This is a genomic window from Microbacterium jepli (assembly GCF_047237905.1).
GTDB lineage: Bacteria > Actinomycetota > Actinomycetes > Actinomycetales > Microbacteriaceae > Microbacterium.
On record NZ_JBDFLW010000005.1, the window covers coordinates 2,767,486 to 2,790,732 of the forward strand.

Consider the following 23,247-nt stretch of genomic DNA (forward strand, 5'->3'; position numbering starts at 1 on the left):
GTGACCGACCGCTCGCAGATGACCCTGACGTCGTCCGGCTTCTACGTCTCGCAGGAGGCGCTGATCCGCTCGGACGACCCGATCGCGGTGCCGCGCGTCTCGCCGCCCGACATCTTGCGGTGCGCGTACATGGAGCTCGTCGTCACCGACCTCGCCGCGTCGCGGGTGTTCTACGTCGACGTGCTCGGGCTGCACGTCACCGAGGAGGACGACGAGGTGATCTACCTCCGTTCGACGGAGGAGTTCATCCACCACAACCTCGTCCTGCGGAAGGGACCGGTCGCCGCCGTCGCCGCCTTCTCGTACCGCGTCCGGACGCCCGAGGACCTCGACGCCGCGGTCGCCTTCTACACCGAGCTCGGCTGCGACGTGCGGCGCGAGCCCGGCGGCTACACGAAGGGCATCGGCGACTCGGTGCGGGTCGTGGACCCCCTGGGTTTCCCATACGAGTTCTTCCACGCGACCGAGCACGTCGAGCGCCTGTCGTGGCGGTACGACCTGCACACTCCGGGCGAGCTCGTGCGCCTCGACCACTTCAACCAGATCACGCCCGACGTGCCGCGGGCGGTCGGCTTCATGCAGTCGCTCGGCTTCCGCGTGACGGAGGACATCCAGGACGACGAGGGCACCGTCTACGCCGCGTGGATGCGCCGCAAGCCCACCGTGCACGACACCGCCATGACCGGCGGCGACGGCCCGCGGATGCACCACGTGTGCTTCGCGACACACGAGAAGCACAACATCCTCGCGATCTGCGACAAGCTCGGCGCGCTGCGCCGGTCCGACGCGATCGAGCGCGGGCCCGGACGCCACGGCGTGAGCAACGCCTTCTACCTGTACCTGCGCGACCCCGACGGTCACCGCGTGGAGATCTACACGCAGGACTACTACACCGGCGACCCCGACAACCCGGTCATCACGTGGGACGTGCACGACAACCAGCGCCGCGACTGGTGGGGCAACCCCGTCGTACCGTCCTGGTACACGGAGGGATCGCTCGTCCTCGACCTCGACGGCACCCCGCAGCCGGTGCGCGCACGCACCGACTCGAGCGAGATGGCCGTGACGATCGGCGCCGACGGGTTCAGCTACACCCGGGCCGACGGCGAGGGCAAACTGGGGCACCAGCTGTGACCCCCACCCCCTCGCTCATGCCTTTCGTGTCCCACTTTCTGCACAACACGCCGGCGCGTTGTGCAGAAAGTGGGACACCAAGAGGGGCGGAAGCGACATGCCGGAAGGACGACGGATGCTGACGGCCGAGCAGATCGCCACGATCGCCGAAGAGCTGGCCGAGGCCGACAGGACGCACGGCGTCATCCCCCGCATCACCGCGCGCTACCCGCACGCGACGATCGAGGACTCCTACGCCATCCAGGGCGTCTGGCGCGACCGCAACATCGCCGCGGGCCGGCGTCTCGTCGGACGCAAGATCGGTCTCACCTCCAAGGCCATGCAGGAGGCCACCGGCATCACCGAGCCCGACTACGGCGTCATGTTCGACGACACCGTGCACGGCTCGGGCGCCGACATCCCGGTCGAGCACTTCTCCAACGTCCGCGTCGAGGTCGAGCTCGCCTTCGTGCTGAAGAGCCCGCTGGAGGGCCCCGACTGCACCCTCGACGACGCGCTCGCCGCGATCGACTACGCCGTCCCCGCTCTCGAGGTGCTCAACTCGCACATCGAGATGGAGGGCCGGACCATCGTCGACACCATCTCCGACAACGCCGCCTACGGGGCGATGGTGCTCGGCGACGTGCACAGGCGCCCCGACGAGATCGACCTCCGCTGGGTGCCGGGGGTGCTCTCGCGCAACGGCGAGATCATCGAGACCGGCGTCGCCGCCGGCGTGCTCGGACACCCGGCGACCGGCGTCGCCTGGCTCGCGAACAAGATCGCGCAGCACGGCGCCCGCCTCGAAGCCGGCGAGATCATCCTGGCCGGATCCTTCACCCGCCCGATGTGGGTGTCGCGCGGCGACGGCGTCCGGTGCGATTATCGCGAGATGGGGGTCATCGAATGCCGCTTCGTCTGACGCCGACGTTCCGCGATCGGCTGAGCGCAGCATCCCGTCCCCTCGCGGGCATGTGGGTGTCGTCGGGCAGTCCGCTCGTCGCGGAGATCTGCGCGGGAGCCGGCCTGGACTGGCTGCTGATCGACATGGAGCACTCCCCCAACGGCCTCGAGTCGACGCTCGCGCAGCTGCAGGCCGTCGCCGCGTATCCGTCCACGCCCGTCGTGCGGGTGCCGTCGGCCGATCCGGTGACGATCAAGCGGGTGCTCGATCTCGGCGCCCAGAACATCCTCGTGCCGATGGTGTCGTCGGCTCGCGAGGCCGAGGCGGTCGTGCAGGCCGCCCACTATCCGCCTCGGGGCATCCGCGGTGTCGGCAGCGCCCTCGCGCGCTCGGCGCGCTGGAACCGGGTCGACGACTATCTGACGGATGCTGCCGCGCACGTCTCGGTGTTCGTGCAGGTCGAGACGGCCCGCGGTGTCGAGGCCGCCGCGGAGATCGCCGCCGTCGAGGGGGTCGACGGCGTCTTCGTCGGACCCTCCGACCTCGCCGCGTCGATGGGCGTGCTGGGCAGCCAGACCCATCCCGACGTCGTCGATGCGGTCCGTCGCACCTTCGACGCCGTCCGGGCGGCGGGCAAGCCGGTGGGCGTCAACGCGTTCGACCCGGCCGTCGCCGAGGACTACCTGCGCGCGGGAGCGGCCTTCGTGCTGGTCGGCGCCGACGTCGCGCTGCTCGCCCGCGGCTCCGAGGCGCTGGGCGCCCGCTGGTCCGCCGCCGGTGAGACCGACCGCGCGGGGTACTGACCCGCGACGCCGGACACACCGGGGGTTCACTTCGCACGACGCGGGATGCCACGCTGTACGCATGGAACGCGACATCGCCAGCACGATCGTCCTCGACATCACCTCGCCCGCGCAGCTCGTGTTCGCCGTCGCGGCGTCCGGGCACTACACGCCGGTCACCGAGCACTTCACCGCGACGCTCGACGGCCGTCCCCTCGAGTCGATCCCGCACTCCGACCTCCACGGCACGCGACTGCACACGGTCGAGGCCGACACCGGGCGTCTCATCGTCGACTACGACGCGAGCATCCGCGGACCCGGCTCCTCGCCGGTCGCCAACCGCACCGACCGCCTCGTCTACCTGCGGCCGAGCCGGTACGCGGAGTCCGACGTCCTCGGACCCACCGCCGTCCAGGAGTTCTCCGGACTCTCGCACCGCGAGCTCCTCCCCGCGGTGTCGTCCTGGGTGGGCACGCGCCTCTTCTACGTGCCCGGCTCGAGCCTTCCGACCGACGGCGCGACGCGCACGCTGCTCGCCCGCCAGGGCGTGTGCCGCGACTACGCCCACCTCTGCGTGGCGCTGCTGCGCGCGCTGGGCGTGCCCGCGCGCGTGGTCGCCGTCTACGCCCCGGGTCTGCAGCCGATGGACTTCCACGCGGTCGCCGAGGCCTGGATCGAGGACGCGTGGAGAGTGGTGGATGCCACGACGTTGGCGCCCCGGCAGACGCTCGCGCGCATCGCCACCGGTCGTGACGCCGCCGACACCGCGTTCCTGACGACGATCTCGGGACGGGCCGACCTCGTGTCCGTCGAGGTGTCGGCTGTGGCCGACACCCTGCCCGCGGACGACATCGACGAGTTCGTCACCATCAGCTGACCCGGTGACTTCATGAAGAGCGTGTAACAAAGCGACCCGCAACCGCTCGCGTCCGCCCGCCGGACGGGAAGATGGGGATCCCGCGCACCACAGCACCCGCGCCCGATCGCATCGACCTGGAGTCGCCATGTCCCGCCCCCGCTCCGTCCGCCTCGCCGCCCTCGGCCTGCTGGCCGCGCTGGTCCTCGCCGGCTGCGCCGCCACCGGTCCGTCCGACACCTCCGGCACCGCGACCGACGGACCCGCCGACGCCGGCTACCTGACGCCGGGCAAACTGACGATCGCGACGGGCGAGCCGGCGTACTTCCCCTATGTGATCGACGACGACCCGACCTCCGGCGAGGGCTTCGAGGCGGCCGTCGCCTACGCCGTGGCCGACAAGCTCGGATTCGCGAAGGACGACGTCGAATGGGTGCGCACGAGCTTCGAGTCGGCGGTGGCACCCGGGCCGAAGAGCTTCGACTTCAACCTGCAGCAGTACACGATCACCGACGAGCGCAAGCAGGCGGTCGACTTCTCGTCCCCGTACTACCAGGCCAGCCAGGCGGTCGTGGCCATCACCGGCGGTGCCGCGGACGGTGTGACCGACATCGCGGGCCTGAAGGACCTCACCCTCGGCGCCCTCGCGGGCTCGACCAGCGCCACCACCATCGACGAGGCGGTCGCGCCGAACGTCGCCCCGCAGCTCTACAACACCAACGAGGACGCCGTCGCAGCCCTCAAGGCCGGACAGATCGACGCCATCGTGCTCGACCTGCCGACGGCGTACTACGCCACCGGCGTCTACATCGAGAACTCCTTCATCGTCGGCGAGCTGCCCATCGCCGGGGTTCCCGACGAGTGGGGCCTGCTGCTCCCCAAGGACTCGCCGCTCACCGCCGATGTCACCGCGGCCGTCGACGCGCTCCGCGAGGACGGCACCCTGGCGGAGATCACCGACACCTGGCTCGGGTCGGGTCAGGGCGTGACGAAGCTCCAGTGACGGCGCGCTAGCGTCGAGTCGTGACCTCCACACCCCCGAGCGCGCTCGAACTCGAGCGCCGCGCCTACCGTCGCGGGCGGGAGCGCCGGTCCGTCCTGACGGCGGTCGCCTCGACTCTCGCATTCGCGGTCGTGGTGTGGGCGGTCGTCCTGAACACCCCGGGCTGGGCCGCGGTCCAGCAGTCGTTCTTCGACCCGCGGATCGCGTGGGAGTCGCTCCCCGACGTCTGGGCCGGCTTCCTGCTGAACCTGCAGGTGCTCGGACTCTCGGTGCTGACGGTCGGCGCGGGGGCGCTGCTCCTCGCCCTGCTCCGGACGCTCCGCGGTCCGGTGTTCTTCCCCCTGCGCGCACTGGCCGCCGCCTACACCGACCTCTTCCGCGGCATCCCGTTCATCATCGTGCTCTTCCTGATCGGGTTCGGCCTGCCCACCATCACCGGCCAGCGCATCCCGCCGGTGATCCTGGGCGTCATCGCCGTGACCCTGACGTACTCCGCCTATGTCGCCGAGGTGATCCGCGCCGGCATCGAGGCGGTGCACCCGTCGCAGCGCCTCGCGGCCCGCGCCCTGGGCCTCGGATACGTCCAGACGCTGCGGCGCGTCGTGCTCCCGCAGGCCCTGCGCAAGGTCACGCCGCCGCTCATGAACGACTTCATCTCCATGCAGAAGGACGTCGGACTGATCTCCATCCTCGGAGCCGTCGACGCCGTGCGCGCGGCCCAGATCGCGACCGCGCAGACCTACAACTTCACCCCCTACGTGGTGGCCGGCATCCTGTTCGTCCTGCTGGCGATCCCGACGATCCGGCTCACGGACTGGTACGCCGCCCGCCTGCGGGCGCGCGAGCAGACGGGATCGCTGCTGTGAGCGCCCTGCTGCGGGCCGAGGGGCTGCGCAAGTCGTTCGGCGAGCGCGACGTGCTGAACGGCATCGATCTCGAACTGGCGCAGCACGAGGTCGTCGCGCTCATCGGGGCGAGCGGCTCAGGCAAGTCCACTCTGCTGCGGTGCCTGAACCTGCTGGAGCCGATCGACGACGGGATCATCCTGCTCGGCGACGAGGACATCTCCGACCCGCGCATCGACGCCAACGCCGTGCGTGCCCGCTTCGGCGCGGTCTTCCAGGCCTACAACCTGTTCCCGCACTTGTCGGTGCTCGACAACGTGACGCTCGCCTCGCGCGTGGTGCGCAGAGAACCGCGCCGCGCGGCGGAGGAGCGCGGCATCCGTCTCCTCGAACGCGTCGGCCTCGCCGACAAGGCGCGCGAGCACCCCGACCGGCTGTCGGGCGGTCAGCAGCAGCGGGCGGCGATCGTGCGGGCGATCGCGACGGATCCGGAAGTGCTGTTCCTCGACGAGATCACCTCGGCCCTCGACCCGGAGCTCGTCGGCGAGGTGCTGGCGCTCGTGCGCAGCCTGGCGGAGGACGGCGCGACGATCCTCATGGCGACCCATGAGATGGCGTTCGCCCGCGACGTGGCGCACCGCGTGGTGTTCCTCGACGGCGGCCGGATCGTCGAGCAGGGCCCGCCCGCGGACGTGTTCGGCGCCCCGCGCGAGGACCGCACCAGGGCGTTCCTGTCCCGCTTCACCGGGTAGGCCGAGCGGACGTTCTCGCTGGTGCGCAGCGCGACGCGCCGGGTTCGGGATGCCGCGGCTCGGCGTGTCCGGGAGACTCTCCGCGATCCTGTCCCCGCTCGTTGAGCGAGGAGCGCAGCGACGAGACGAAACGCGGTGACCGGCGTTTCGACTCGCTTCGCTCGCTCAACGGGCGGGCACAGACGAGCGTTTCGACTCGCTGCGCTCGCTCAACAGGCGGGCGCGGACGAGCATTTCGACTCGCTTCGCTCGCTCAACGAGCGGGCGGGCGCGCGGGCGCGCGCGAGCCTGCGTGGGTCAGGCGATGCCGGCGGCGCGCTCTGCGGCCTCGACGACGTTCGTCATCAGCAGGGCGACCGTCATCGGCCCCACACCGCCCGGGTTGGGCGAGAGGAAGCCGGCGACCTCCGCGACGTCGGGGTGCACGTCGCCGTAGATGCGGCTCTTGCCGGTCTCGGGGTCGGTCTCGCGCGTGACGCCGACGTCGAGCACCGCGGCGCCCGGCTTCACGTTCTCGGCCGTGACGATGTGCCGCACGCCGGCGGCCGCGACGATGACGTCGGCCTGGCGGAGGTGCTTGCCGAGGTCGACCGTGCCGGTGTGGGTCAGGGTCACGGTGGCGTTGATCACGCGGCGGGTCAGCAGCAGGCCGATCGAGCGTCCGATGGTGACGCCGCGACCGACGACGACGACCTCCTTGCCGGTGAGGTCGTAGTCGTTGCGCAGGAGGAGCTCGATGACACCGCGGGGCGTGCACGGCAGCGGGGTGGTGATGGGCGCGTTGACGTTGAGCACGAGGCGGCCCAGGTTGGTCGGGTGCAGGCCGTCGGCGTCCTTGGCGGGGTCGATACGCTCGAGGAGGGCGTCGGTGTCGAGGTGCTTCGGCAGAGGCAGCTGCACGATGTAGCCGTGGCAGTCGGGGTCGGCGTTCAGCGCGTCCAGCGCCGCCTCGACCTCCTCCTGCGTAGCCGTCGCGGGCAGCTCGACCTGGATCGAGTTCATCCCGATCGCCTCGGACTGCCGGTGCTTCATGCCGACGTAGAGCTGCGACGCGGGATCGGCTCCGACGAGCACCGTGGCGATGCCGGGCACGACGCCGCGCTCGCGCAGCACCGCCACACGCTCAGCGAGCTCGGCCTTGATCTGTGCGGCGGCGGCCTTGCCGTCCAGGGTCTGCGCGGTCATCGTGCATCCTCACTCCGTGGGACCCGTGCGAATCGGGTCGCGTTTAACTATGCCCGTAGGTATTCACGCTGACAACCCCGAGCCGCGAGACGGCAACGGCACGGCGAGACCTAGGGTGAACCCCTCAGTCCCGTCGGCCGGGTGCAGTCTCGCGGCAAAACGGCGGTGAGACCCGGGACAGACAGCCCGGCGAGCGGCTCTACTGCTGCAGGTCGGGGTACAGCGGGAAGCGCGCGGTCAGCGCGGCGACGCGCGCGCGGAGCGCCTCGACGTCGGCGCCGGGCAGGAGGGCGAGGGCGATGATGTCCGACACCTCCGTGAACTCCTCGTCGCCGAAGCCGCGGGTCGCGAGCGCCGGTGTGCCGATGCGCAGACCGGAGGTCACCATCGGCGGCCGCGGGTCGTTCGGCACCGCGTTGCGGTTGACCGTGATGTGGATGTCGTGGAGGAGATCCTCGGCCTGCTTGCCGTCGATCTCGGCCTCGCGCAGGTCGACCAGCACCAGGTGCACGTCGGTGCCTCCGGAGCGGACGGCGATGCCGGCATCCTTCACGTCCTGCTGCACGAGACGCTCGGCGAGGATCGCGGCGCCGCGCACCGTGCGCTCCTGGCGGTCGCGGAACTCGGGGGTCGCGGCGAGCTTGAACGCCGTGGCCTTCGCCGCGATGACGTGCATGAGCGGGCCGCCCTGCTGACCGGGGAAGACGGCGGTGTTCAGCTTCTTCGCGAGGTCGGCGTCGTTGGTCAGGATGAAGCCCGACCGCGGACCGCCGATCGTCTTGTGCACGGTGGAGGAGACGACGTGCGCGTGCGGCACCGGGTTCGGGTGGACGCCCGCGGCGACGAGACCGGCGAAGTGCGCCATGTCGACCCAGAGGTAGGCGCCGACCTCGTCGGCGATCGCGCGGAACGCGGCGAAGTCGAGCTGGCGCGGGTAGGCCGACCAGCCGGCGATGATGACCTTCGGCTTGTGCTCGAGGGCCAGGCGGCGCACCTCGTCCATGTCGATGAGCGAGGTCTCGGGGTCGACGCCGTAGGCGACGATGTCGTACAGCCGGCCCGAGAAGTTGATCTTCATGCCGTGCGTGAGGTGGCCGCCCTGGTCGAGCGCGAGACCCAGGAGGGTGTCGCCGGGGCGGGCGATCGCGTGCAGGACGGCGGCATTGGCCGTGGCGCCGGAGTGGGGCTGGACGTTGGCGAACTCGGCGCCGAACAGCGATTTCGCGCGCTCGATGGCGAGCTCCTCCGCGACGTCGACCTCCTCGCAGCCGCCGTAGTAGCGGCGGCCGGGGTAGCCCTCGGCGTACTTGTTCGTGAGCACGGAGCCCTGCGACTGCAGCACCGAGACGGGCACGAAGTTCTCGGAGGCGATCATCTCGAGGAAGCCGCGCTGGCGGTCGAGCTCGCGCTGCAGCACCTCGGCGATCTCGGGGTCGACCTCGGAGAGGGGGGCGTTGAAGTAGGGATCGGTCATGACGAACTCCTTGACGGCGGCAGGGGGATATGAGGTCCGCATCGGCCCAGGCGTACGGTCGAATGCCGTTGTCCGTCGCTCCCCGGTGGATGCCCACCTCAACGCCAGTCGCGACACCACGAGCATAACGGATAAGCTCGGCACCACGTTTGTTAGGACGCCTTACTTGCGACCGCGTCGTCGCCCGGACGGAGATGCCGTGACCCCCCTCCCGCTCGTCCCGCTCCCCGCGTCCGTCGCGCTCGATCCGGGTGCCGCGCCGTTCCGGTTCGTGCCCGGTGAGCCCGTCGCCGGAGAAGCGGATGCCGCGGCCACCTGGGCGCGCCTCGTCACGGAGGTCACGGGTCATAGTGCTCCGGAGACCGCCCAGACCGGTCACCCCGCTCCGCGGCTGACGTTCCGCCTCGCCCACGGCGGACCGCCGGAGTCGTCGCGCATCGTGGTGGACGCGGCATCCGTCGACGTCTCCGCTCCCGATGCCGCCGGACTCTTCTACGCCACCCAGACGCTCGGCCGGCTGCTGCAGCGGGACGCCGACCGCCAGGGTCACGCAGACGCCAACGCCACCGGCTGGACTATCCCGGCCGGTGTGGTTCAAGACGCCCCGCGCTTCGCCTACCGCGGCGTCATGCTCGACGTCGCCCGCCACTTCGCGCCGGTCGAGACCGTGCGGGCCTACGTCGACCGCGCGGCGGCGCTCAAGTTCAACGCGCTGCACCTGCACCTCACCGACGACCAGGGCTGGCGACTGCAGCTGCGCTCACGACCGCTGCTCACCGAGCGCGCCTCGGGCACGGCCGTCGGCGGCGACGCGGGCGGCTTCTACTCCACCGCGGACTTCGGCGACATCGTCGCCTACGCCGCCTCGCGGCACATGACCGTCGTACCCGAGATCGACGTCCCCGGGCACACGCACGCGGTCGGCCTCGCCTACCCCGAGCTCGTCGAGGACCCCGTGCTCACCGACGAGATCCGCGCCCAGGGCGGCGCGATGCCCGAGCGCGGCGTCCCCTACGAGGGCATTGGAGTGGGCTTCTCGTCGCTGCGCATCGGCGACGAGAAGGTGTACGACTTCCTCGCGGACGTGTTCGGCGAGATCGCCGGGCTCACGCCGGGTCCGTACCTGCACGTCGGCGGCGACGAGTGCCACGGCACCGATCCCGACGACTTCGCCGTCTTCATGGCCCGGGCCACGCGCATCGTCGCCGACCTCGGGCGCACCCCGATCGCGTGGCACGAGGCCGGCTCCGCCACCGTCGACGACAGCACCGTCGGGCAGTACTGGGGCTTCACGGACCCGATCGACGGAGCGGATGCCGCGGCCCGCGCCTTCATCGCGAACGGCTCGCAGGTGATCCTCTCCCCCGCCGACGCCGCCTACCTCGACATGAAGTACGACGAGGGGACCGCGCTCGGGCTCACCTGGGCCGACGGCCCGACCAGCGTCGAGCGTGCGTACTCGTGGGAGCCGGCGGACGTGGTCGACGGCATCGGCGAGGCCGACATCCTCGGCGTCGAGGCGCCGCTGTGGACCGAGACGGTCCGCTCCCTGCACGACATCGACACGCTCGCGTTCCCCCGCATCGCCGCGATCGCCGAGATCGCCTGGTCGCCGGCGGCGGGCCGCGATTGGCTCTCGTTCCGGGCCCGCGTCGCCGGCCTGGGGCCGCTCTGGGACGCCCGGGGCATCGCGTTCCACCGCTCGCCCGAGATCGACTGGCCGTCGCGGTGACCGTCGTCCACTCCGCGCGGCTGGTCTCCGGCGGCACGGAGACCGCGGACGCGTGGGTGCGCTTCGCCGACGGCCGGGTGAGCGCTGTCGGGACCGGTGGAGGCTGGCGCGGCTTCGACGATGAGGACGTGGTGGATGCCGCGGCCCTCGCCGGCCCGGACGCCGTGCTCGCCCCCGGCTTCATCGACATCCACGGGCACGGCGGTGCGGGGGTGTCGTACGACGACGGGACCGAGGCGATCCGCCGGGCCCGCGCGCTGCACCGCGCGCACGGCACGACGCGCGCCGTCGTCTCGCTCGTCACAGCCCCGCTCCCCGACCTGGAGAGACGGGTGGCGATCGTGGCCGACCTCGTCGAGACCGACGCCGACATCCTCGGCTCGCACCTCGAAGGCCCGTTCCTCGACGCCGCGCACCGCGGAGCGCACGACCCCGCCCTGCTGCAGCCGCCGACGGGGGCCGCCCTGCGGCGGCTCCTCGACGCCGGACGGGGAACGGTGCGGCAGATCACGCTCGCACCGGAGATCGCCGGCGGCATGGACGCGATCCGGATGATCGCGGCCGCCGGCGCCGTCCCGGCCGTCGGCCACACATCCGCCGACGCCGCGACCACCCGCGCGGCCGTGGACGCCGGCGCCCGCATCCTGACCCATGCCTTCAACGGCATGCCCGGACTCGGTCACCGCGCTCCGGGGCCCGTCGGGGCCGCGGCATCCGATCCCCGCGTGATCCTCGAGGTGATCGCGGACGGGGTGCACCTCGATCCCGCCGTGGTGCGCATCCTCTTCGCTGCGGCCCCCGGGCGCATCGCCCTCATCACCGATGCGATGGCGGCGGCGGGCGCACCCGGCGGCCGCTACCTGCTGGGCGGCCTGGCGGTCGACGTGGAGGGCGACACCGCGCGGCTCGTGGAGGGCGGGTCGATCGCCGGGTCGACGCTCACCCACGACCGCGCCCTGCGCCTCGCCGTTCAGGCCGGCGTGCCGCTCGCCGAAGCGGTCCGGGCTCTGACCGAGACACCGGCACGGGCCGTCGGACGCGACGGCGACCTCGGCCGGCTGGAGGCCGGGATGTCGGCGGACGCCGTGCTGCTGTCGGGAGACCTTCATGTGCGCCGGGTGTGGACGGCGGGTTCGGCCGGCTGAACGCGCGCCTCGCGTCGCCGCCGGACGGAGGTCGCCTGCCCCCGCGCGCGTAGGATCGAGGCATGTCCGAGACATCCCGCATGAGCCCGCAGGCCCCCGCCGAGCCGTACCCGGCCGGCACCCGGCGCCCGCTCTCCGCGGTCGAGGTGGTCTCGTTCGTGTGCGAGCTGTTCGCCTTCGGCACGCTCGCGTTCTGGGGCTTCGCCGCGTGGGAGTTCCCCTGGAACATCGTCGCCGGCATCGGCGCACCCGTCGTCGCCATCCTGCTGTGGGCGCTCTTCGTCTCCCCACGGGCCGTGCTGGCCGTGCACCCGTTCATCCGCGCCGTCGTGGAGCTGCTCGTCTACGCCTCCGCGACCATCGCCTGGTGGAGCATCGGAGCGACCTGGGTCGGCCTCATCTTCGCCGTCGTCGCCGTGACGGCCGGCGTCATCGCGGGACGCCGCCGCTTCACGTGAGCGCCGACGTCCTCGCCCTGCTGCGAGACGCCCTCGGCGAGCGCGTCGACACGCGACCCGCGTCGCTGCACGACGCCCGCGCCGACAAGTCGGGGCACGCGGCGGCCGGCACGCCGCTCGCGGTCGTGCACGCGGCATCCGTCGACGACGTCCGGGCCACGCTGCGGATCGCGACCGCGACGCGCACCCCGGTCGTCACGCGCGGCGCCGGCACCGGCCTCGCCGGCGGTGCGAACGCGGGCGGCGGCGAGATCGCGCTCTCGGTGCGCGACATGACGCGCATCCTCGAGGTGCGCGCCGACGACCTCATCGCGGTCGTCGAGCCGGGCATCCTGAACGGCGACCTCAACGCGGCCCTCGCCCCGCAGGGGCTGTGGTGGGCGCCGGATCCGGCCAGCCGCGCGATCTCGACCGTGGGCGGCAACATCGCCACGGGCGCCGGCGGGCTCCTCTGCGCGAAGTACGGGGTCGTGCGCGACGCGGTGCTGGGCGTCGACCTCGTGCTGGCCGACGGGCGGCTCCTCCACCTCGGCCATCGCAGCGTCAAAGGCGTCACGGGCCTCGACCTGACCTCCCTCGTGATCGGCTCGGAGGGGACCCTGGGCGTCGTCGTCGGCGCGACCCTCAAGCTCCGCCGCGCCGTGCCCGGCGAGGTGCGCACGCTCGCCGCGACGTTCCCCGACGTCCGCGCCGCCGCCGTCGCCTCGGCCGCCGTCACCGCGTCCGGCGTGCAGCCGGCGATCATGGAGCTGATGGATGCCGCGTCCCTGGCCGCCGTCCACCGGCTTCTGCAGCTGCCTGCCCCGACCCCGGGCGCCGCGCAGCTGACCATCCAGACCGACGGCCCGGCCGCGGCGGCGGAGGCCGAGGCGATCGCGGACGTGCTGCGGGGCGTCGGGGGCACCGTCGCGGTGGCGGCCGACGCGGAGGAGGGCGAGCGGCTGCTGACCGTGCGCCGGTCGATGCACCCCGCGATGGAGACGCTCGGCACCACGCTCATCGAGGACGTGTCGGTGCCACGCAGCGCCCTGCCCGCGATGTTCGACGAGATCGCGCGCGTCGAGCGCGAGCACGGCCTCGCCATCCCCACCGTGGCCCACGCGGGCGACGGCAACCTGCACCCGAACTTCGTGTTCGACGGGCCCGACGTGCCGCCGGAGGTCTGGGCGGCGGCCGACGACCTGTTCCGGGCAGCGCTCCGGCTCGGAGGCACGCTCACGGGCGAGCACGGCGTCGGCGTGCTCAAGCGCCGCTGGCTCGTGGACGAGCTGGGCGAGGATCAGTGGGAGCTGCAGCGCGGGATCCAGCGCGTGTTCGACCCGCTCGGGATCATGAACCCCGGCAAGGTCTTCGCACCGTGAGCGGCCGGATCCACGTCTCCGCGGCGATCATCGTCGACGCCGATCGGCGCGTGCTGTTCGTGCGGAAGGCGGGGACGAGCGTCTTCATGCAGCCCGGCGGGAAGCCCGAGCCCGGGGAGGATGCCGCGGCCTGCCTGGTGCGGGAGCTCGCCGAGGAGCTGAGTCTCGATGTGCCCCTGACCGCGCTCCGCTCCGCCGGCAGCTTCACCGCGGACGCGGCGAACGAGCCGGGTCACACCGTCGTCGCGGACGTGTTCCATCTCGACGGGGTCGGCCTGGAGCCGGTCGTCGGAGCCGAGATCGCCGAACTCCGCTGGGTGGGCCGGGCCGAGGCATCCGACCTCCCGATGGCGCCGCTCAGTCGCGATCACCTCCTCCCCCTCGTCTGGGGCTGAGGGGCCCGGGGTGACGGCGCGGCGCCGCGCCGTCACCCCGGGGAATGGGCTCGCAGCGGCTCCGGCGGCCCAGCGGTCGGCGTGTTGTGCAAGGAGTGGGACATCACCACTCGCCCCCCATCTCGATGTCCCACTTTCTGCAGAAGTCTTCGGCGTGTTGTGCAGGGAGTGGGACATCACCACTCGCCCCCCATCTCGGTGTCCCACTTTCTGCAGAAGTCTTCGGCGTGTCGTGCAGGGAGTGGGACATCCCCATTCGCCCCGGGGCCTGGATAGCGGCGGTGGGTCATCAGATGCCGGTGCCGCTGATCTTCTCGGCCTCGATGGTGAGGATGACGCGCACCTGGTCGCGGCCGCCGTACCAGGGGTAGGGGCGGCCGGTGTACTTGTGGGAGAGCTCGTCGATGTGCTCGGCGCCGCCCTCCTCGGTGATGTCGATGACGCGACCGCGCACCTGCATGAAGCCGCTGGGATGCGCCGGGTCGCTCACGGTCAGCGCGACGCGGGGATCGCGCCGCGCGTTCCGCACCTTGAGATGCGTGGAGACGCTGTTGATCACGACGTGCTCCCCGTCGGTGTCGACCCAGACCTGGGTGAGCTGCGGCGAGCCGTCGGACATCACGGTGGCCAGGTAGCAGGTGCTGGGGGCGCGCAGCAGCGCGAGGAGCCCGTCGGGGAGAGTCACGCTCCCGAGACTAGGCGCGGCGCGGGCGGTTCAGATCACCTGCCAGGCGGGCTTGTGCGCGTAGGTGTAGCGGTAGTAGTCGGCGAACGCGAGCCGCGCAGCGGCCGCCTCGTCGACCACGACCGTCACGCGCGGATGGAGCTGAATCGCCGAGCCGGGCAGCGACGCCGTGAGCGGCCCCTCGACGGCTGCGGCGAGCGCCTGGGCCTTGCCCGCGCCGAACGCCAGCAGCACGAGGTGGCGGGCACGCAGGATCGTGCCGAGACCCTGCGTGATGCAGTGCCGGGGCACGTCGTCCACGCTGTCGAAGAAGCGGGCGTTGTCGGCGCGGGTCTGCTCGGTCAGCGTCTTGACACGCGTCTCCGACGCGAACGACGAGCCCGGTTCGTTGAAGCCGATATGGCCGTCGCCGCCGATGCCGAGCAGCTGCAGGTCGACGCCGCCGGCCTCGCGGATGGCCCGCTCGTACTCCTCGCCGGCGTGCTCGATGCCGTCGAGCGAGCCGTCCGGCACGCGGATGCGGTCGGGGTCCAGCCCGAGCGGCCCGACGACCTCGCGGGAGATGACGGAGCGGTAGCTCTCGGGATGCGCCGGATCGATGCCGACGTACTCGTCGAGCGCGAAGCCGCGCACGCGCGAGAGGTCGACCTCGCCGACGCGGGCCCGCAGTGCCTCGTACACCGGCAGCGGGGTCGAGCCCGTTGCCAGACCGAGCACCGCGTCGGGCCGGGCGCGCACCAGCCGGAGGACGGCCTCGGCCACCAGCGTCCCCGCGGCAGCCGGCGATTCCACGATGACGACCTCAGCCACGGGCCAGCGCTCCTTCCGCGTCGTGCGTCGCGCCGATCAGCGCGGCGCCGAGGGCGGCGGCGGGCGATCCGGGCGCGAGGAGGCGCACCCGCTCATCCAGCCGCAGCGAGCGCATGAACGGGGATGCCGCGGCGCTGCGTGTGAGCTCGGCCGCGACGTCCGCGCGCAGACGCTGACCCAGCCCGGTGAGGCCCCCGCCGAGGACCACCGCATCGGCGTCGGCGGTCAGCACGAGGACCCGGACGGCCGCGGCGACGCCGCGCGCCAGAGCGGACCGGAGCGCGGTGGCCAGCGGGTCGCCGGTCTCCGCCGCGTCGAAGATGTCGCGCACGGGCAGCACGCCCGGCCGGCCCCAGCGCTCGGCGAGCGCTCGCCCGCCGGCGACTGCCTCGATGCATCCGCGCTGGCCGCAGCGGCACGCCGGTCCCGAGGGGTCGACGGAGATGTGACCCACCTCGCCGGCCGTGCCCCGGCCCCCGCGCCACAGCGTGCCCTCGGTCACGATGCCGGCGGCGATGCCGGTGCCGAGGTTGAGGTACGCCATCGACCCGCCGCCGCCGTCGAGCGCATGGGCGCCCAGCGCTGCGGCCTTCACGTCGTTCTCCACCCGCACCGGCACGCCGAGCAGCGGCGCGACGGCGGCGGCGAGGTCGAGCTCGTCGACGCCGAGGTTGACGGCGTGGACCACCCGCGACGTTCCGGGACGCACCTGTCCCGGCATCCCGACGCCGACGGTGGTGATCGCCTCCGCGGAGGGTCCCGTCTCTTCGGCGAGGCGGTCGACGGCGGCGAGGACCGTCTGCACCACTCCGGCCGGACCCCATGCGGTGGGCAGGCGGACGCGCGCCCGCACCTCGCCGGCGTCGCCCAGCGCGACGGCGTCGGTCTTCGTGCCGCCGACGTCGAGGCCGACCCTCATCGGCCGGCCCCCCTGCGGGAGGCGGCGTCATCCGTGCGATGCATCAGCCCTTGACCGCCCCGGCGACGAGCCCGCCGGTCATCCGTCCCTGCACGATGAGGAAGAAGATGACGACGGGGATGGAGATGAGCGTGGCTCCCGCCATGACGGCGCCCCAGTTCGTGGCCTCGGTCGCCGACTGGAAGGAGTTGAGCCAGGTCGGAAGGGTGAGGTTGTAGCCCTTCATGAGCAGGAGAGCCATCGTGAACTCGTTCCACGACTGGATGAAGGCGAAGATGCCGGTGGAGACGAGGCCCGGGGCGAGCAGGGGGAACGTGACGCGCCAGAACGCCTGGCTCTTGGTGCAGCCGTCGATCATGGCCGCCTCCTCGAGATCGGCGGGCACACCGGCGACGAAGCCGCGCAGCGTCCAGATCGTGAACGGGATGACCGAGGCGAGGTAGACGATCCCCAGCCCGAGGAGCGTGTTCATCAGACGCCAGTCGTCGATCATCCCGTAGATCGTGAACATCATCGCCTCGCCGGGGATCATCTGGATGATCAGCACCGACACGATGAAGCCCCGGCGTCCGCGGAAGTGGAAGCGGGCGACGGCGATCGAGGCGAGGAAGGCGAAGAGCAGCGTCACCACGAGCACGCCCACCGTCACGATCGAGGAGGTCATGAGCGCGTGCGGGAAGTCGGTCTGGCCGGGCGCCGCCTCGCGGGTCCACGCGGTGACGTAGTTCTGCACGGTGAACTCGAGCGGCAGGAAGTCGGGACTGCGGCTGATGATCTGGCGGCCCTGGGTGAACGACATGTTCACCATCCAGTACACCGGGAAGACCGAGCACACGAACACCACCAGGGCGGCGAGGTTCAGCAGCGTGCGGCTCAGCCGACGCCGGGACGAGGGGCGCCGCGCCTCGAGCGATCGCCGCATCGGCGTTCTGGGGCGGCCGCCCTCGGCGAGCACCTCGTCGACGCCGACCGTGGCGACCTGGGTGGCCGCGCTCACCTGCGTGCTCACAGCTCCTCCTCCTTGAGGGTGGTGCGGACGTATCCCCACGACATGGCCAGGAGCAGCACCACCATGATGACGCCGATGGCGCTGGTGACCCCGAACTCCCCGACGCCCTGCCGGAAGAGATAGGTGCCGAGCACATTCGTCTCCGACACGAGACCACCCCGGCTCTGCAGCGCATAGACCTGCGTGAAGATGCGCAGGTTCCAGATCACCTGCAGCACGAGAACGACCGTCAGCACGCTGCGGAGATACGGGAAGACGACGAGACGGAAACGGGCGAAGCCGGTGGCGCCGTCGAGCGAGGAGGCCTCGAGCACCTCCCCCGGTACCTGGCCGAGGGCGGCGAACGTGGTGAACGCCACGAACGGGACGCCCTGCCACACGACGATGATCGTGAGCACCATGTAGAACGACCAGGGATTCAGCAGCCACGAGTGGTTGGTCCAGTCGGAGGTGCCGGTGACGGTGTTCAGCGCCCAGTTCACGACGCCGTACTGCGTGTCGAAGATCCAGCCCCACACCGTCGTCGCGGCCAGCGGCGGCATCGCCCACGCCAGCAGCAGGCCGACCGACACCGTGATGCGCCACCCCCGCCCGAGGCGGGTCATCAGCACCGCGACCAGGACGCCGAGCAGCACGATCAGCACGGTCATGGCCACCATCAGCCCGAGGCTGCGCATCAGGACGACGGGGAAGTCGGACTGCGTGAAGACCTCGAGGTAGTTGGCGAAGCCGACGAAGTCCGCGAACGTGCCCTGCACCTTGTTCTTGATCGAGTAGTCGGTGAATGACTGCACGACCATGAGCACGGCGGGGTACCCGACCATCACGGCCAGGATCACCACAGACGGCGCCAGCAGGGTCCACGCCCCGCGGGCGTCGCGGCGGCCGCGGGCGCGCTCGCGCGCCGTCGGGCGCGGCCGCCGTCCCGCGGGCTTCGCGGTCGGCGCGGTGAGCAGGGCCTCGGCCACGGCGTCTCCTTCGTGAGGTCGGATGTCGGGGCGAGGGGCCCCGCGGACGGGACCCCTCGCGACGGGCAGGCCCGCCTACTTGTTGAGGATCGCCTCGATCTGCGAGTCCAGGCCCTCGGCGATGGTCGTGACGTCCTCGCCCTGGGCGATCTTGACCAGGGCGTCCTTGATGACGCCGGCGGACTCGACCTCCGACCAGTTGGCGCTGGCCGGAACGGCCTTCGACGCCGACGCGGCCTTGGCGGCCTGCGCGGTGATCTCGTCGGAGGGGAGGTATTCGGCGAAGGAGCTCAGCGCGGGGATCAGCCCGTTCTCGGCCATGATCTTCTGGTAGCCCTCGGAGAGCATGATCTCCAGGGCGGAGGTCGCCATGTCCTTGGCGTCGCTCTTGGCCGCGACGGCGATGTTCGAGCCGCCCGCGAACACCGGGGCTACCTCTCCGGCGGTCATGCCGGGCAGGGCGAAGGCGGCGAGGTCCTTGCCGTACGTGTCGGGGCAGCCCGGCGCCTTGGCGTCGGCGGCGGCGAGCACGGAGCCCTTCATCCACGCCGGGGCGGAGAGGAAGCCCACCTCGCCGGCGCAGAACGGCACCTGCGGATCGGTCTCGTCGGCGTCCGCCGGCGCGTTGTTGGCCTTCTGGTACACCTCCTGGAGCTGCGTCAGCCCGGCGATGCTCTTCGGGCTGGAGAACTGCGCGTCCCAGGTGTCGCCGTCCTTCACCGCGATCTCACCGCCGTGCGCCCAGATGTACGGAAGCGCGTTGTACCAGTCCTTGCCGGGGGCGTAGATGCCCGAGACGGTGTCGGTCTTCATCGCCATGCCGTCGGCGACGTACTCGTCGAGCGTGGTGGGCACGGTGCCGGTGAACATCGACGGCGAGTAGAAGACGACGCGCGAGCCGGCGTAGTACGGCGCCGCGTAGAGCGTCCCGTCCTCGGAGCCCAGCTCGACGAAGCTCTGCAGCAGGTCGTCGCCGCCGAGGGTGCTCTGCACCGCGGAGAGGTCGGCGAACAGGCCCTGCGAGATGAACCCCGGTGCCTGGGTGTTGCCCACCTCGACCACGTCGGGGGCGTCGTTGGAGGACAGCGCGGCGATGTAGTTGTCGCTCGTGTCCGCCCAGGTCTTCTCCTCGATGGTGAGCGTCCATCCCTGGTGCTCGTCCTCGAAGGTCTTCTTCAGATAGTCGCGGGCTTCCTGCGGCGTGTCCGTGCCGACGAGCCAGACCGTGAGGTCACCGGTGGCCGCCGCGCTGGACGCGCCGCCGCCTCCTCCTCCCGAGCATCCCGCCAGCGCCACCGCGGACGCACCCAGGAGAGCCAGGGCTCCGAGCTTCTTGTTCATGTGACTTCCTTGTTCTCATGGAGTGCGGCGGACCGGTCGGTCCGCCCGGGGATGCGGGGCCCGAAGGGCCCCGTCCTCACGAGACGCCCAGCTGTCCCGAGAGGACCATGACGGCAGCACCGCGCAGGACGATGTCCTGCCCCTGCTGCGTCATCCGCACGCTCACGCCGTCGTGGAAACGCGCGAGCGTCCGCGTGCGGAGGGTCTGGACGGCCTGGTCCGCGAGGGGACCGTCCAGCAGATCGAGGGGTCCGGAGAGCACGATCTCCGTCACGTCGAGGGCGCCCACGACGGGCGCGAGCGCGATGCCCAGGCGCTCGCCGGCATCGCGCAGGATGCCCTCCCGCTCGGCGTCGCCCGCGTCGGCGAGCCGCTGGGTCAGCGACGGCACGGAGAGCCAGGCCTCGAGGCATCCGATCTTGCCGCAGACGCACACCGGGCCGCCGTCCGTGCCGACGGTGACGTGGCCGATCTCCCCCGCGGCGAAGCGCGCGCCGCGCATCGGCTGCCCCGAGGCCAGCAGCCCGGAGCCGACGCCGCGGCCGACCTTCACCAGCAGCACGTCATCGGCCGCTCCGCCGAAGGTGTACTCGGCGAGCACGGCGGCGTTGGCGTCGTTGGCGACGAGCACCGGCAGACCGAGGGCCGCGCGCAGCGCGCCCTCGAGGTCGAAGCCCGCCCACCCGAGATTCGGGGCCGTGAGGATGACTCCGCGGTCGTCCACCACACCGGGGGTTCCGACCCCGACGCCGAGCACCGGAGCATCGGCCTGATCGACGAGCCCGCGGGCCAGGGCGACGACGGTCGCCACCACCTCGTCGCTGCCGTCGGGCACGGGAGCCTCCGCGCGGTGGACGATGCCGCCGTCGAGACCGAGGACGGCCCCGATGAACACGTCGGCGCCGGACAGGTCGAGTCCGACGATGCGGTGGCCGTCGCGGTCGAGATCGACGAGCATCGCGGGCTTTCCGGGGCCGGATGCCTCGCGCATGCCCTTCTCGGCGACGAAGCCGTCCGCGATCAGCTCCGACACGAGATCGGAGATCGTCACCCGGGTCAGCCCGGTCTCCCTCGACAGGTCGGCGCGGCTCATCGCGCCCTCGTGGAACAGGGTCTGCAGCACGAGCGACCGGTTGTGCCCGCGGGCGTGCTCGGGCAGCACCTTGCCGCCCTGACGCAGCGCGCGGCCGGAGCCGAAGGAGCGCGCCCGCGCGGCGGGCGCGGCGGGCTCGAGCGTCGCGGTCGGCAGGCTCTGATCGGCGGGGGTCACGTTTGTTAGTAGACCTTACGAATAATGTGTGCACAAGGTCTCCGACGAATTTGCTCGGACTCTTTACGAATCCGTTATTCAGCCGACTTACGACGCGCGACGTAGGCTGGGCGCGACGAAAGGGGCCATCATGCGCCGCACCCGCACCGCCCATCTCTGCGCCGCCCTCGCGCTCACGGCCACCGCCGTCTTCGGAATGACGGCCTGCACGGCCTCCCCCACCGCCGCACCCGCCGTGTCCGGCAGCGCCGGCGCATCGGCCCCCGCGTCGTCCGGCGACGACGCCGGTGACGGCGGTCAGTCGACCGCCGACGCCTGCGCGCTCGTGCAGCAGACGATCAGCGCTGCGACCGACGACTTCCAGTCGGCGAGTGCCGAAGACCCCGGCGCGGTCGCCGACAGCATGACCGCCGCTGCGGAGCAGCTGAGCTCGATCTCGGCCCAGGTGACCAACGACCAGGTCGCCGCCGTCGTGCCGGAGCTGAAGGATATGTTCACGCAGGCCTCGGGCATCATGCGCTCCGTCGCCGACGGCGACATGTCGAAGGTCGGCGACCTCACCGACCTCGGCACGCAGTTCCAGGAGACCGGTCAGCGCTTCGCCGACATCTGCGCCGACAACGGCTGAGGCGGATGACCGGATGCCGCGACATCCGGGCGCGCTGCGCACGGTCGTGATGCGACCGTTGTACGCCCCACTCCCCGCGTCCCTTACCATAGAGGTTCGGGTTCACAGCACGGGGGTGATGGCGTGACCGATCTGGCGACCAAGCCGAATGCCGACGAGGCGCCTTCCGGCGTTCCCTCCGACGCTCCTACGACGCCGATTCAGGGCGGCGGTGACGGCGCGGCATCCACCTACGAGTGGGCTCCTGCCGAGCCCGCGCCGAAGAAGCGCCACCTCGGTCTGTGGATCGGCATCCCCGCGGCGGCCGCCGTCGTCGGGCTCGTCGCCGCGTCGCTGGTGCTGATCGCGCCCGGGTCCGCCATCGCGGGCGTGCCCGTGGGCGGTATGACCCCCGGGTCCGCCGCGGAAGCGGTGCAGAACAGGCTCGCCGAGACCACCGTCGTGCTCACCGGAGCCGGCGGCGACGTGGCCGTCAGCGGCGCCGACCTCGGTGCGACCGTCGACGCGCAGGCCCTCGCCGACGCCGCGTTCGCGCAGAACCCGATGTGGAACCCCACCGCGTGGTTCGCCGCGCCCATCGACGCGCCGGTCACCGTCGACCCCGCCACGGCGACCGAGGCGCTTCGCGAGGCCGTCCCCGGGCTCTACAGCGAGCCCGTCGGCGCACAGGTGGCCTTCGACGCGAACACCGCGTCCTTCGCCGTCACCGCCGCGCAGCCCGGCGAGGGTGTCGACGTCTCCGCCGTGCAGGGCGCCCTGCAGGACGCGTTCGAGAGCGGCGCCACGAGCATCGACCTCGCACCCGCCCTGGTGCCCATCGACTCGTCGACCACCACCGAGCTCGCCCAGGCGACCGCCGACAAGCTCAACGGCATGCTCGACACCGTCGGGTTCTACATCGGAGACGAGCGCACCGTGCCCGTCGACCGCGCCGTCGCGGCCTCCTGGCTCACCATCACCCCGGCCGAGAACGGCGACTTCGCCGTCACCGCCGACGCCGCGGCCGTCCAGCCGACCGTCGACGGTCTCGCCGCCGCCGTCAACCGCGACGTCGTCAACGCCACCGTCATCACCGACTCGTCGGGCAACGCCCTGAGCGACCTCACCGCCGGGGTCGTCGGCCGTGCGCTCGACTCGACCGACGGCGTCGCGGACGCGTTCGCCGCCCAGCTCGCCGACGGCAACGGCATCTACCCGCTGGCCGTGTCCGAGGTGCCGTTCACGACGACCACCCTCGCCCGCCGCATCGAGGTCAATCTGAGCGAGCAGCGCACCTACCTGTTCGAGAACAACGCCGTGGTGCAGTCCTGGGCGATCTCGTCCGGCCTCACGCCGAACGACACCCCGACCGGCGACTTCCGCATGCAGGCGCACGTGCGCATCCAGGGCATGGGCAACCGCGACCTGACCAAGGAGCCGCACTACTACACGCCCGACGTGCCGTACGTGAGCTACTTCAACGGCGACATCGCCTTCCACGGCACGTACTGGCACAACAACTTCGGCAATCCGATGAGTCACGGCTGCATCAACATGACCATCGACGCCGCGCAGTACGTGTACAACTGGGCGCCTCTCGGCACAGAGGTCTCCGTCTACTACTGAGCCTCCG

The 23,247-nt window shown here is 71.7% G+C and carries 23 protein-coding genes and 1 riboswitch; of the genes, 14 read left to right on the forward strand and 9 right to left on the reverse strand.

Features of this window, described 5'->3' with window-relative positions:
* The 7 genes from hpaD to ABC304_RS17390 all read left to right on the forward strand — a co-directional run bounded on the left by hpaD (position 1) and on the right by ABC304_RS17390 (position 6,255).
* The gene (hpaD, locus tag ABC304_RS17360) at positions 1 to 1,134 is read left to right on the forward strand and encodes a 3,4-dihydroxyphenylacetate 2,3-dioxygenase (protein ID WP_412932707.1); all 1,134 of its coding nucleotides are present in this window, start codon (positions 1 to 3) and stop codon (positions 1,132 to 1,134) included.
* Positions 1,135 to 1,249: 115 nt separating this feature from the next.
* Positions 1,250 to 2,035: a 2-keto-4-pentenoate hydratase gene (locus ABC304_RS17365; protein WP_412932709.1), complete on the forward strand. Its 786-nt coding sequence runs from the start codon at positions 1,250 to 1,252 to the stop codon at positions 2,033 to 2,035.
* Positions 2,020 to 2,820: an HpcH/HpaI aldolase family protein gene (locus ABC304_RS17370; protein ID WP_412932711.1), complete on the forward strand. Its 801-nt coding sequence runs from the start codon at positions 2,020 to 2,022 to the stop codon at positions 2,818 to 2,820. The genes ABC304_RS17365 and ABC304_RS17370 overlap by 16 nt, the downstream gene beginning before the upstream one ends.
* Before the next feature lie 61 nt (positions 2,821 to 2,881).
* Positions 2,882 to 3,676, forward strand: a complete 795-nt coding sequence (locus ABC304_RS17375; RefSeq protein ID WP_412932713.1) for a transglutaminase-like domain-containing protein — start codon at positions 2,882 to 2,884, stop codon at positions 3,674 to 3,676.
* A 127-nt stretch (positions 3,677 to 3,803) separates the two neighbouring features.
* Positions 3,804 to 4,658, forward strand: a complete 855-nt coding sequence (locus ABC304_RS17380) for an ABC transporter substrate-binding protein (protein WP_412932715.1) — start codon at positions 3,804 to 3,806, stop codon at positions 4,656 to 4,658.
* 20 nt (positions 4,659 to 4,678) lie between these two features.
* Positions 4,679 to 5,524 (forward strand): amino acid ABC transporter permease, encoded by an 846-nt coding sequence (locus ABC304_RS17385; RefSeq protein WP_412932716.1) that lies wholly within the window; start codon positions 4,679 to 4,681, stop codon positions 5,522 to 5,524.
* A complete protein-coding gene (locus ABC304_RS17390; RefSeq protein ID WP_412932718.1) occupies positions 5,521 to 6,255 on the forward strand; it encodes an amino acid ABC transporter ATP-binding protein in 735 nt (244 codons plus the stop codon). Before ABC304_RS17385 ends, ABC304_RS17390 begins: the two co-directional genes overlap by 4 nt.
* A 297-nt stretch (positions 6,256 to 6,552) precedes the next feature.
* Here ABC304_RS17390 and ABC304_RS17395 read toward each other — a convergent pair whose 3' ends face one another.
* Positions 6,553 to 7,440, reverse strand: coding sequence for a bifunctional methylenetetrahydrofolate dehydrogenase/methenyltetrahydrofolate cyclohydrolase (locus ABC304_RS17395; protein WP_412932719.1), 888 nt, complete (start codon positions 7,438 to 7,440; stop codon positions 6,553 to 6,555).
* 199 nt (positions 7,441 to 7,639) lie between these two features.
* Entirely contained in the window at positions 7,640 to 8,914 is a 1,275-nt protein-coding gene (gene glyA / locus ABC304_RS17400) for a serine hydroxymethyltransferase (protein ID WP_412932720.1), read from the reverse strand.
* A gap of 37 nt (positions 8,915 to 8,951) precedes the next feature.
* A riboswitch (ZMP/ZTP riboswitch) is annotated at positions 8,952 to 9,036 on the reverse strand.
* 77 nt (positions 9,037 to 9,113) lie between these two features.
* Between glyA and ABC304_RS17405 the strand changes: the two genes are divergently transcribed.
* The 5 genes from ABC304_RS17405 (at position 9,114) to ABC304_RS17425 (ending at position 14,005) form a co-directional block, all read left to right on the forward strand.
* A complete protein-coding gene (locus ABC304_RS17405; RefSeq protein WP_412932721.1) occupies positions 9,114 to 10,646 on the forward strand; it encodes a family 20 glycosylhydrolase in 1,533 nt (510 codons plus the stop codon).
* Entirely contained in the window at positions 10,643 to 11,791 is a 1,149-nt protein-coding gene (locus tag ABC304_RS17410) for an N-acetylglucosamine-6-phosphate deacetylase (protein WP_412932722.1), read from the forward strand. Before ABC304_RS17405 ends, ABC304_RS17410 begins: the two co-directional genes overlap by 4 nt.
* A 62-nt stretch (positions 11,792 to 11,853) precedes the next feature.
* Positions 11,854 to 12,249 (forward strand): YrdB family protein, encoded by a 396-nt coding sequence (locus ABC304_RS17415; RefSeq protein ID WP_315266398.1) that lies wholly within the window; start codon positions 11,854 to 11,856, stop codon positions 12,247 to 12,249.
* Positions 12,246 to 13,610 carry an FAD-binding oxidoreductase gene (locus ABC304_RS17420; protein WP_412932723.1) on the forward strand — a complete coding sequence of 455 codons (1,365 nt, stop codon included), beginning with the start codon at positions 12,246 to 12,248 and terminating at the stop codon, positions 13,608 to 13,610. Before ABC304_RS17415 ends, ABC304_RS17420 begins: the two co-directional genes overlap by 4 nt.
* Positions 13,607 to 14,005 carry an NUDIX hydrolase gene (locus tag ABC304_RS17425; RefSeq protein ID WP_412932725.1) on the forward strand — a complete coding sequence of 133 codons (399 nt, stop codon included), beginning with the start codon at positions 13,607 to 13,609 and terminating at the stop codon, positions 14,003 to 14,005. The genes ABC304_RS17420 and ABC304_RS17425 overlap by 4 nt, the downstream gene beginning before the upstream one ends.
* Positions 14,006 to 14,294: 289 nt before the next feature.
* Here ABC304_RS17425 and ABC304_RS17430 read toward each other — a convergent pair whose 3' ends face one another.
* From ABC304_RS17430 to ABC304_RS17460, 7 genes are all read right to left on the reverse strand, one after another.
* Complete coding sequence (locus ABC304_RS17430) at positions 14,295 to 14,690, reverse strand: PPOX class F420-dependent oxidoreductase (protein ID WP_412932726.1); 396 nt, start codon at positions 14,688 to 14,690, stop codon at positions 14,295 to 14,297.
* Between the two features lie 30 nt (positions 14,691 to 14,720).
* Entirely contained in the window at positions 14,721 to 15,500 is a 780-nt protein-coding gene (locus ABC304_RS17435; protein WP_412932727.1) for a glucosamine-6-phosphate deaminase, read from the reverse strand.
* Positions 15,493 to 16,419, reverse strand: a complete 927-nt coding sequence (locus ABC304_RS17440) for an ROK family protein (RefSeq protein WP_412932729.1) — start codon at positions 16,417 to 16,419, stop codon at positions 15,493 to 15,495. The genes ABC304_RS17435 and ABC304_RS17440 overlap by 8 nt, the downstream gene beginning before the upstream one ends.
* 43 nt (positions 16,420 to 16,462) lie before the next feature.
* The gene (locus ABC304_RS17445) at positions 16,463 to 17,428 is read right to left on the reverse strand and encodes a carbohydrate ABC transporter permease (RefSeq protein ID WP_412932731.1); all 966 of its coding nucleotides are present in this window, start codon (positions 17,426 to 17,428) and stop codon (positions 16,463 to 16,465) included.
* Entirely contained in the window at positions 17,425 to 18,396 is a 972-nt protein-coding gene (locus ABC304_RS17450) for a carbohydrate ABC transporter permease (RefSeq protein WP_412932732.1), read from the reverse strand. Before ABC304_RS17450 ends, ABC304_RS17445 begins: the two co-directional genes overlap by 4 nt.
* Positions 18,397 to 18,471: 75 nt before the next feature.
* Positions 18,472 to 19,737: an extracellular solute-binding protein gene (locus ABC304_RS17455; protein ID WP_412932734.1), complete on the reverse strand. Its 1,266-nt coding sequence runs from the start codon at positions 19,735 to 19,737 to the stop codon at positions 18,472 to 18,474.
* Between the two features lie 76 nt (positions 19,738 to 19,813).
* Entirely contained in the window at positions 19,814 to 20,899 is a 1,086-nt protein-coding gene (locus ABC304_RS17460; RefSeq protein ID WP_412932999.1) for an ROK family transcriptional regulator, read from the reverse strand.
* A 238-nt stretch (positions 20,900 to 21,137) separates the two neighbouring features.
* Between ABC304_RS17460 and ABC304_RS17465 the strand changes: the two genes are divergently transcribed.
* Both ABC304_RS17465 and ABC304_RS17470 read left to right on the forward strand, forming a co-directional pair.
* Positions 21,138 to 21,635 (forward strand): hypothetical protein, encoded by a 498-nt coding sequence (locus ABC304_RS17465; protein WP_412932736.1) that lies wholly within the window; start codon positions 21,138 to 21,140, stop codon positions 21,633 to 21,635.
* A gap of 123 nt (positions 21,636 to 21,758) precedes the next feature.
* The gene (locus ABC304_RS17470; protein ID WP_412932737.1) at positions 21,759 to 23,240 is read left to right on the forward strand and encodes a L,D-transpeptidase family protein; all 1,482 of its coding nucleotides are present in this window, start codon (positions 21,759 to 21,761) and stop codon (positions 23,238 to 23,240) included.
* Positions 23,241 to 23,247 lie beyond the last annotated feature (7 nt).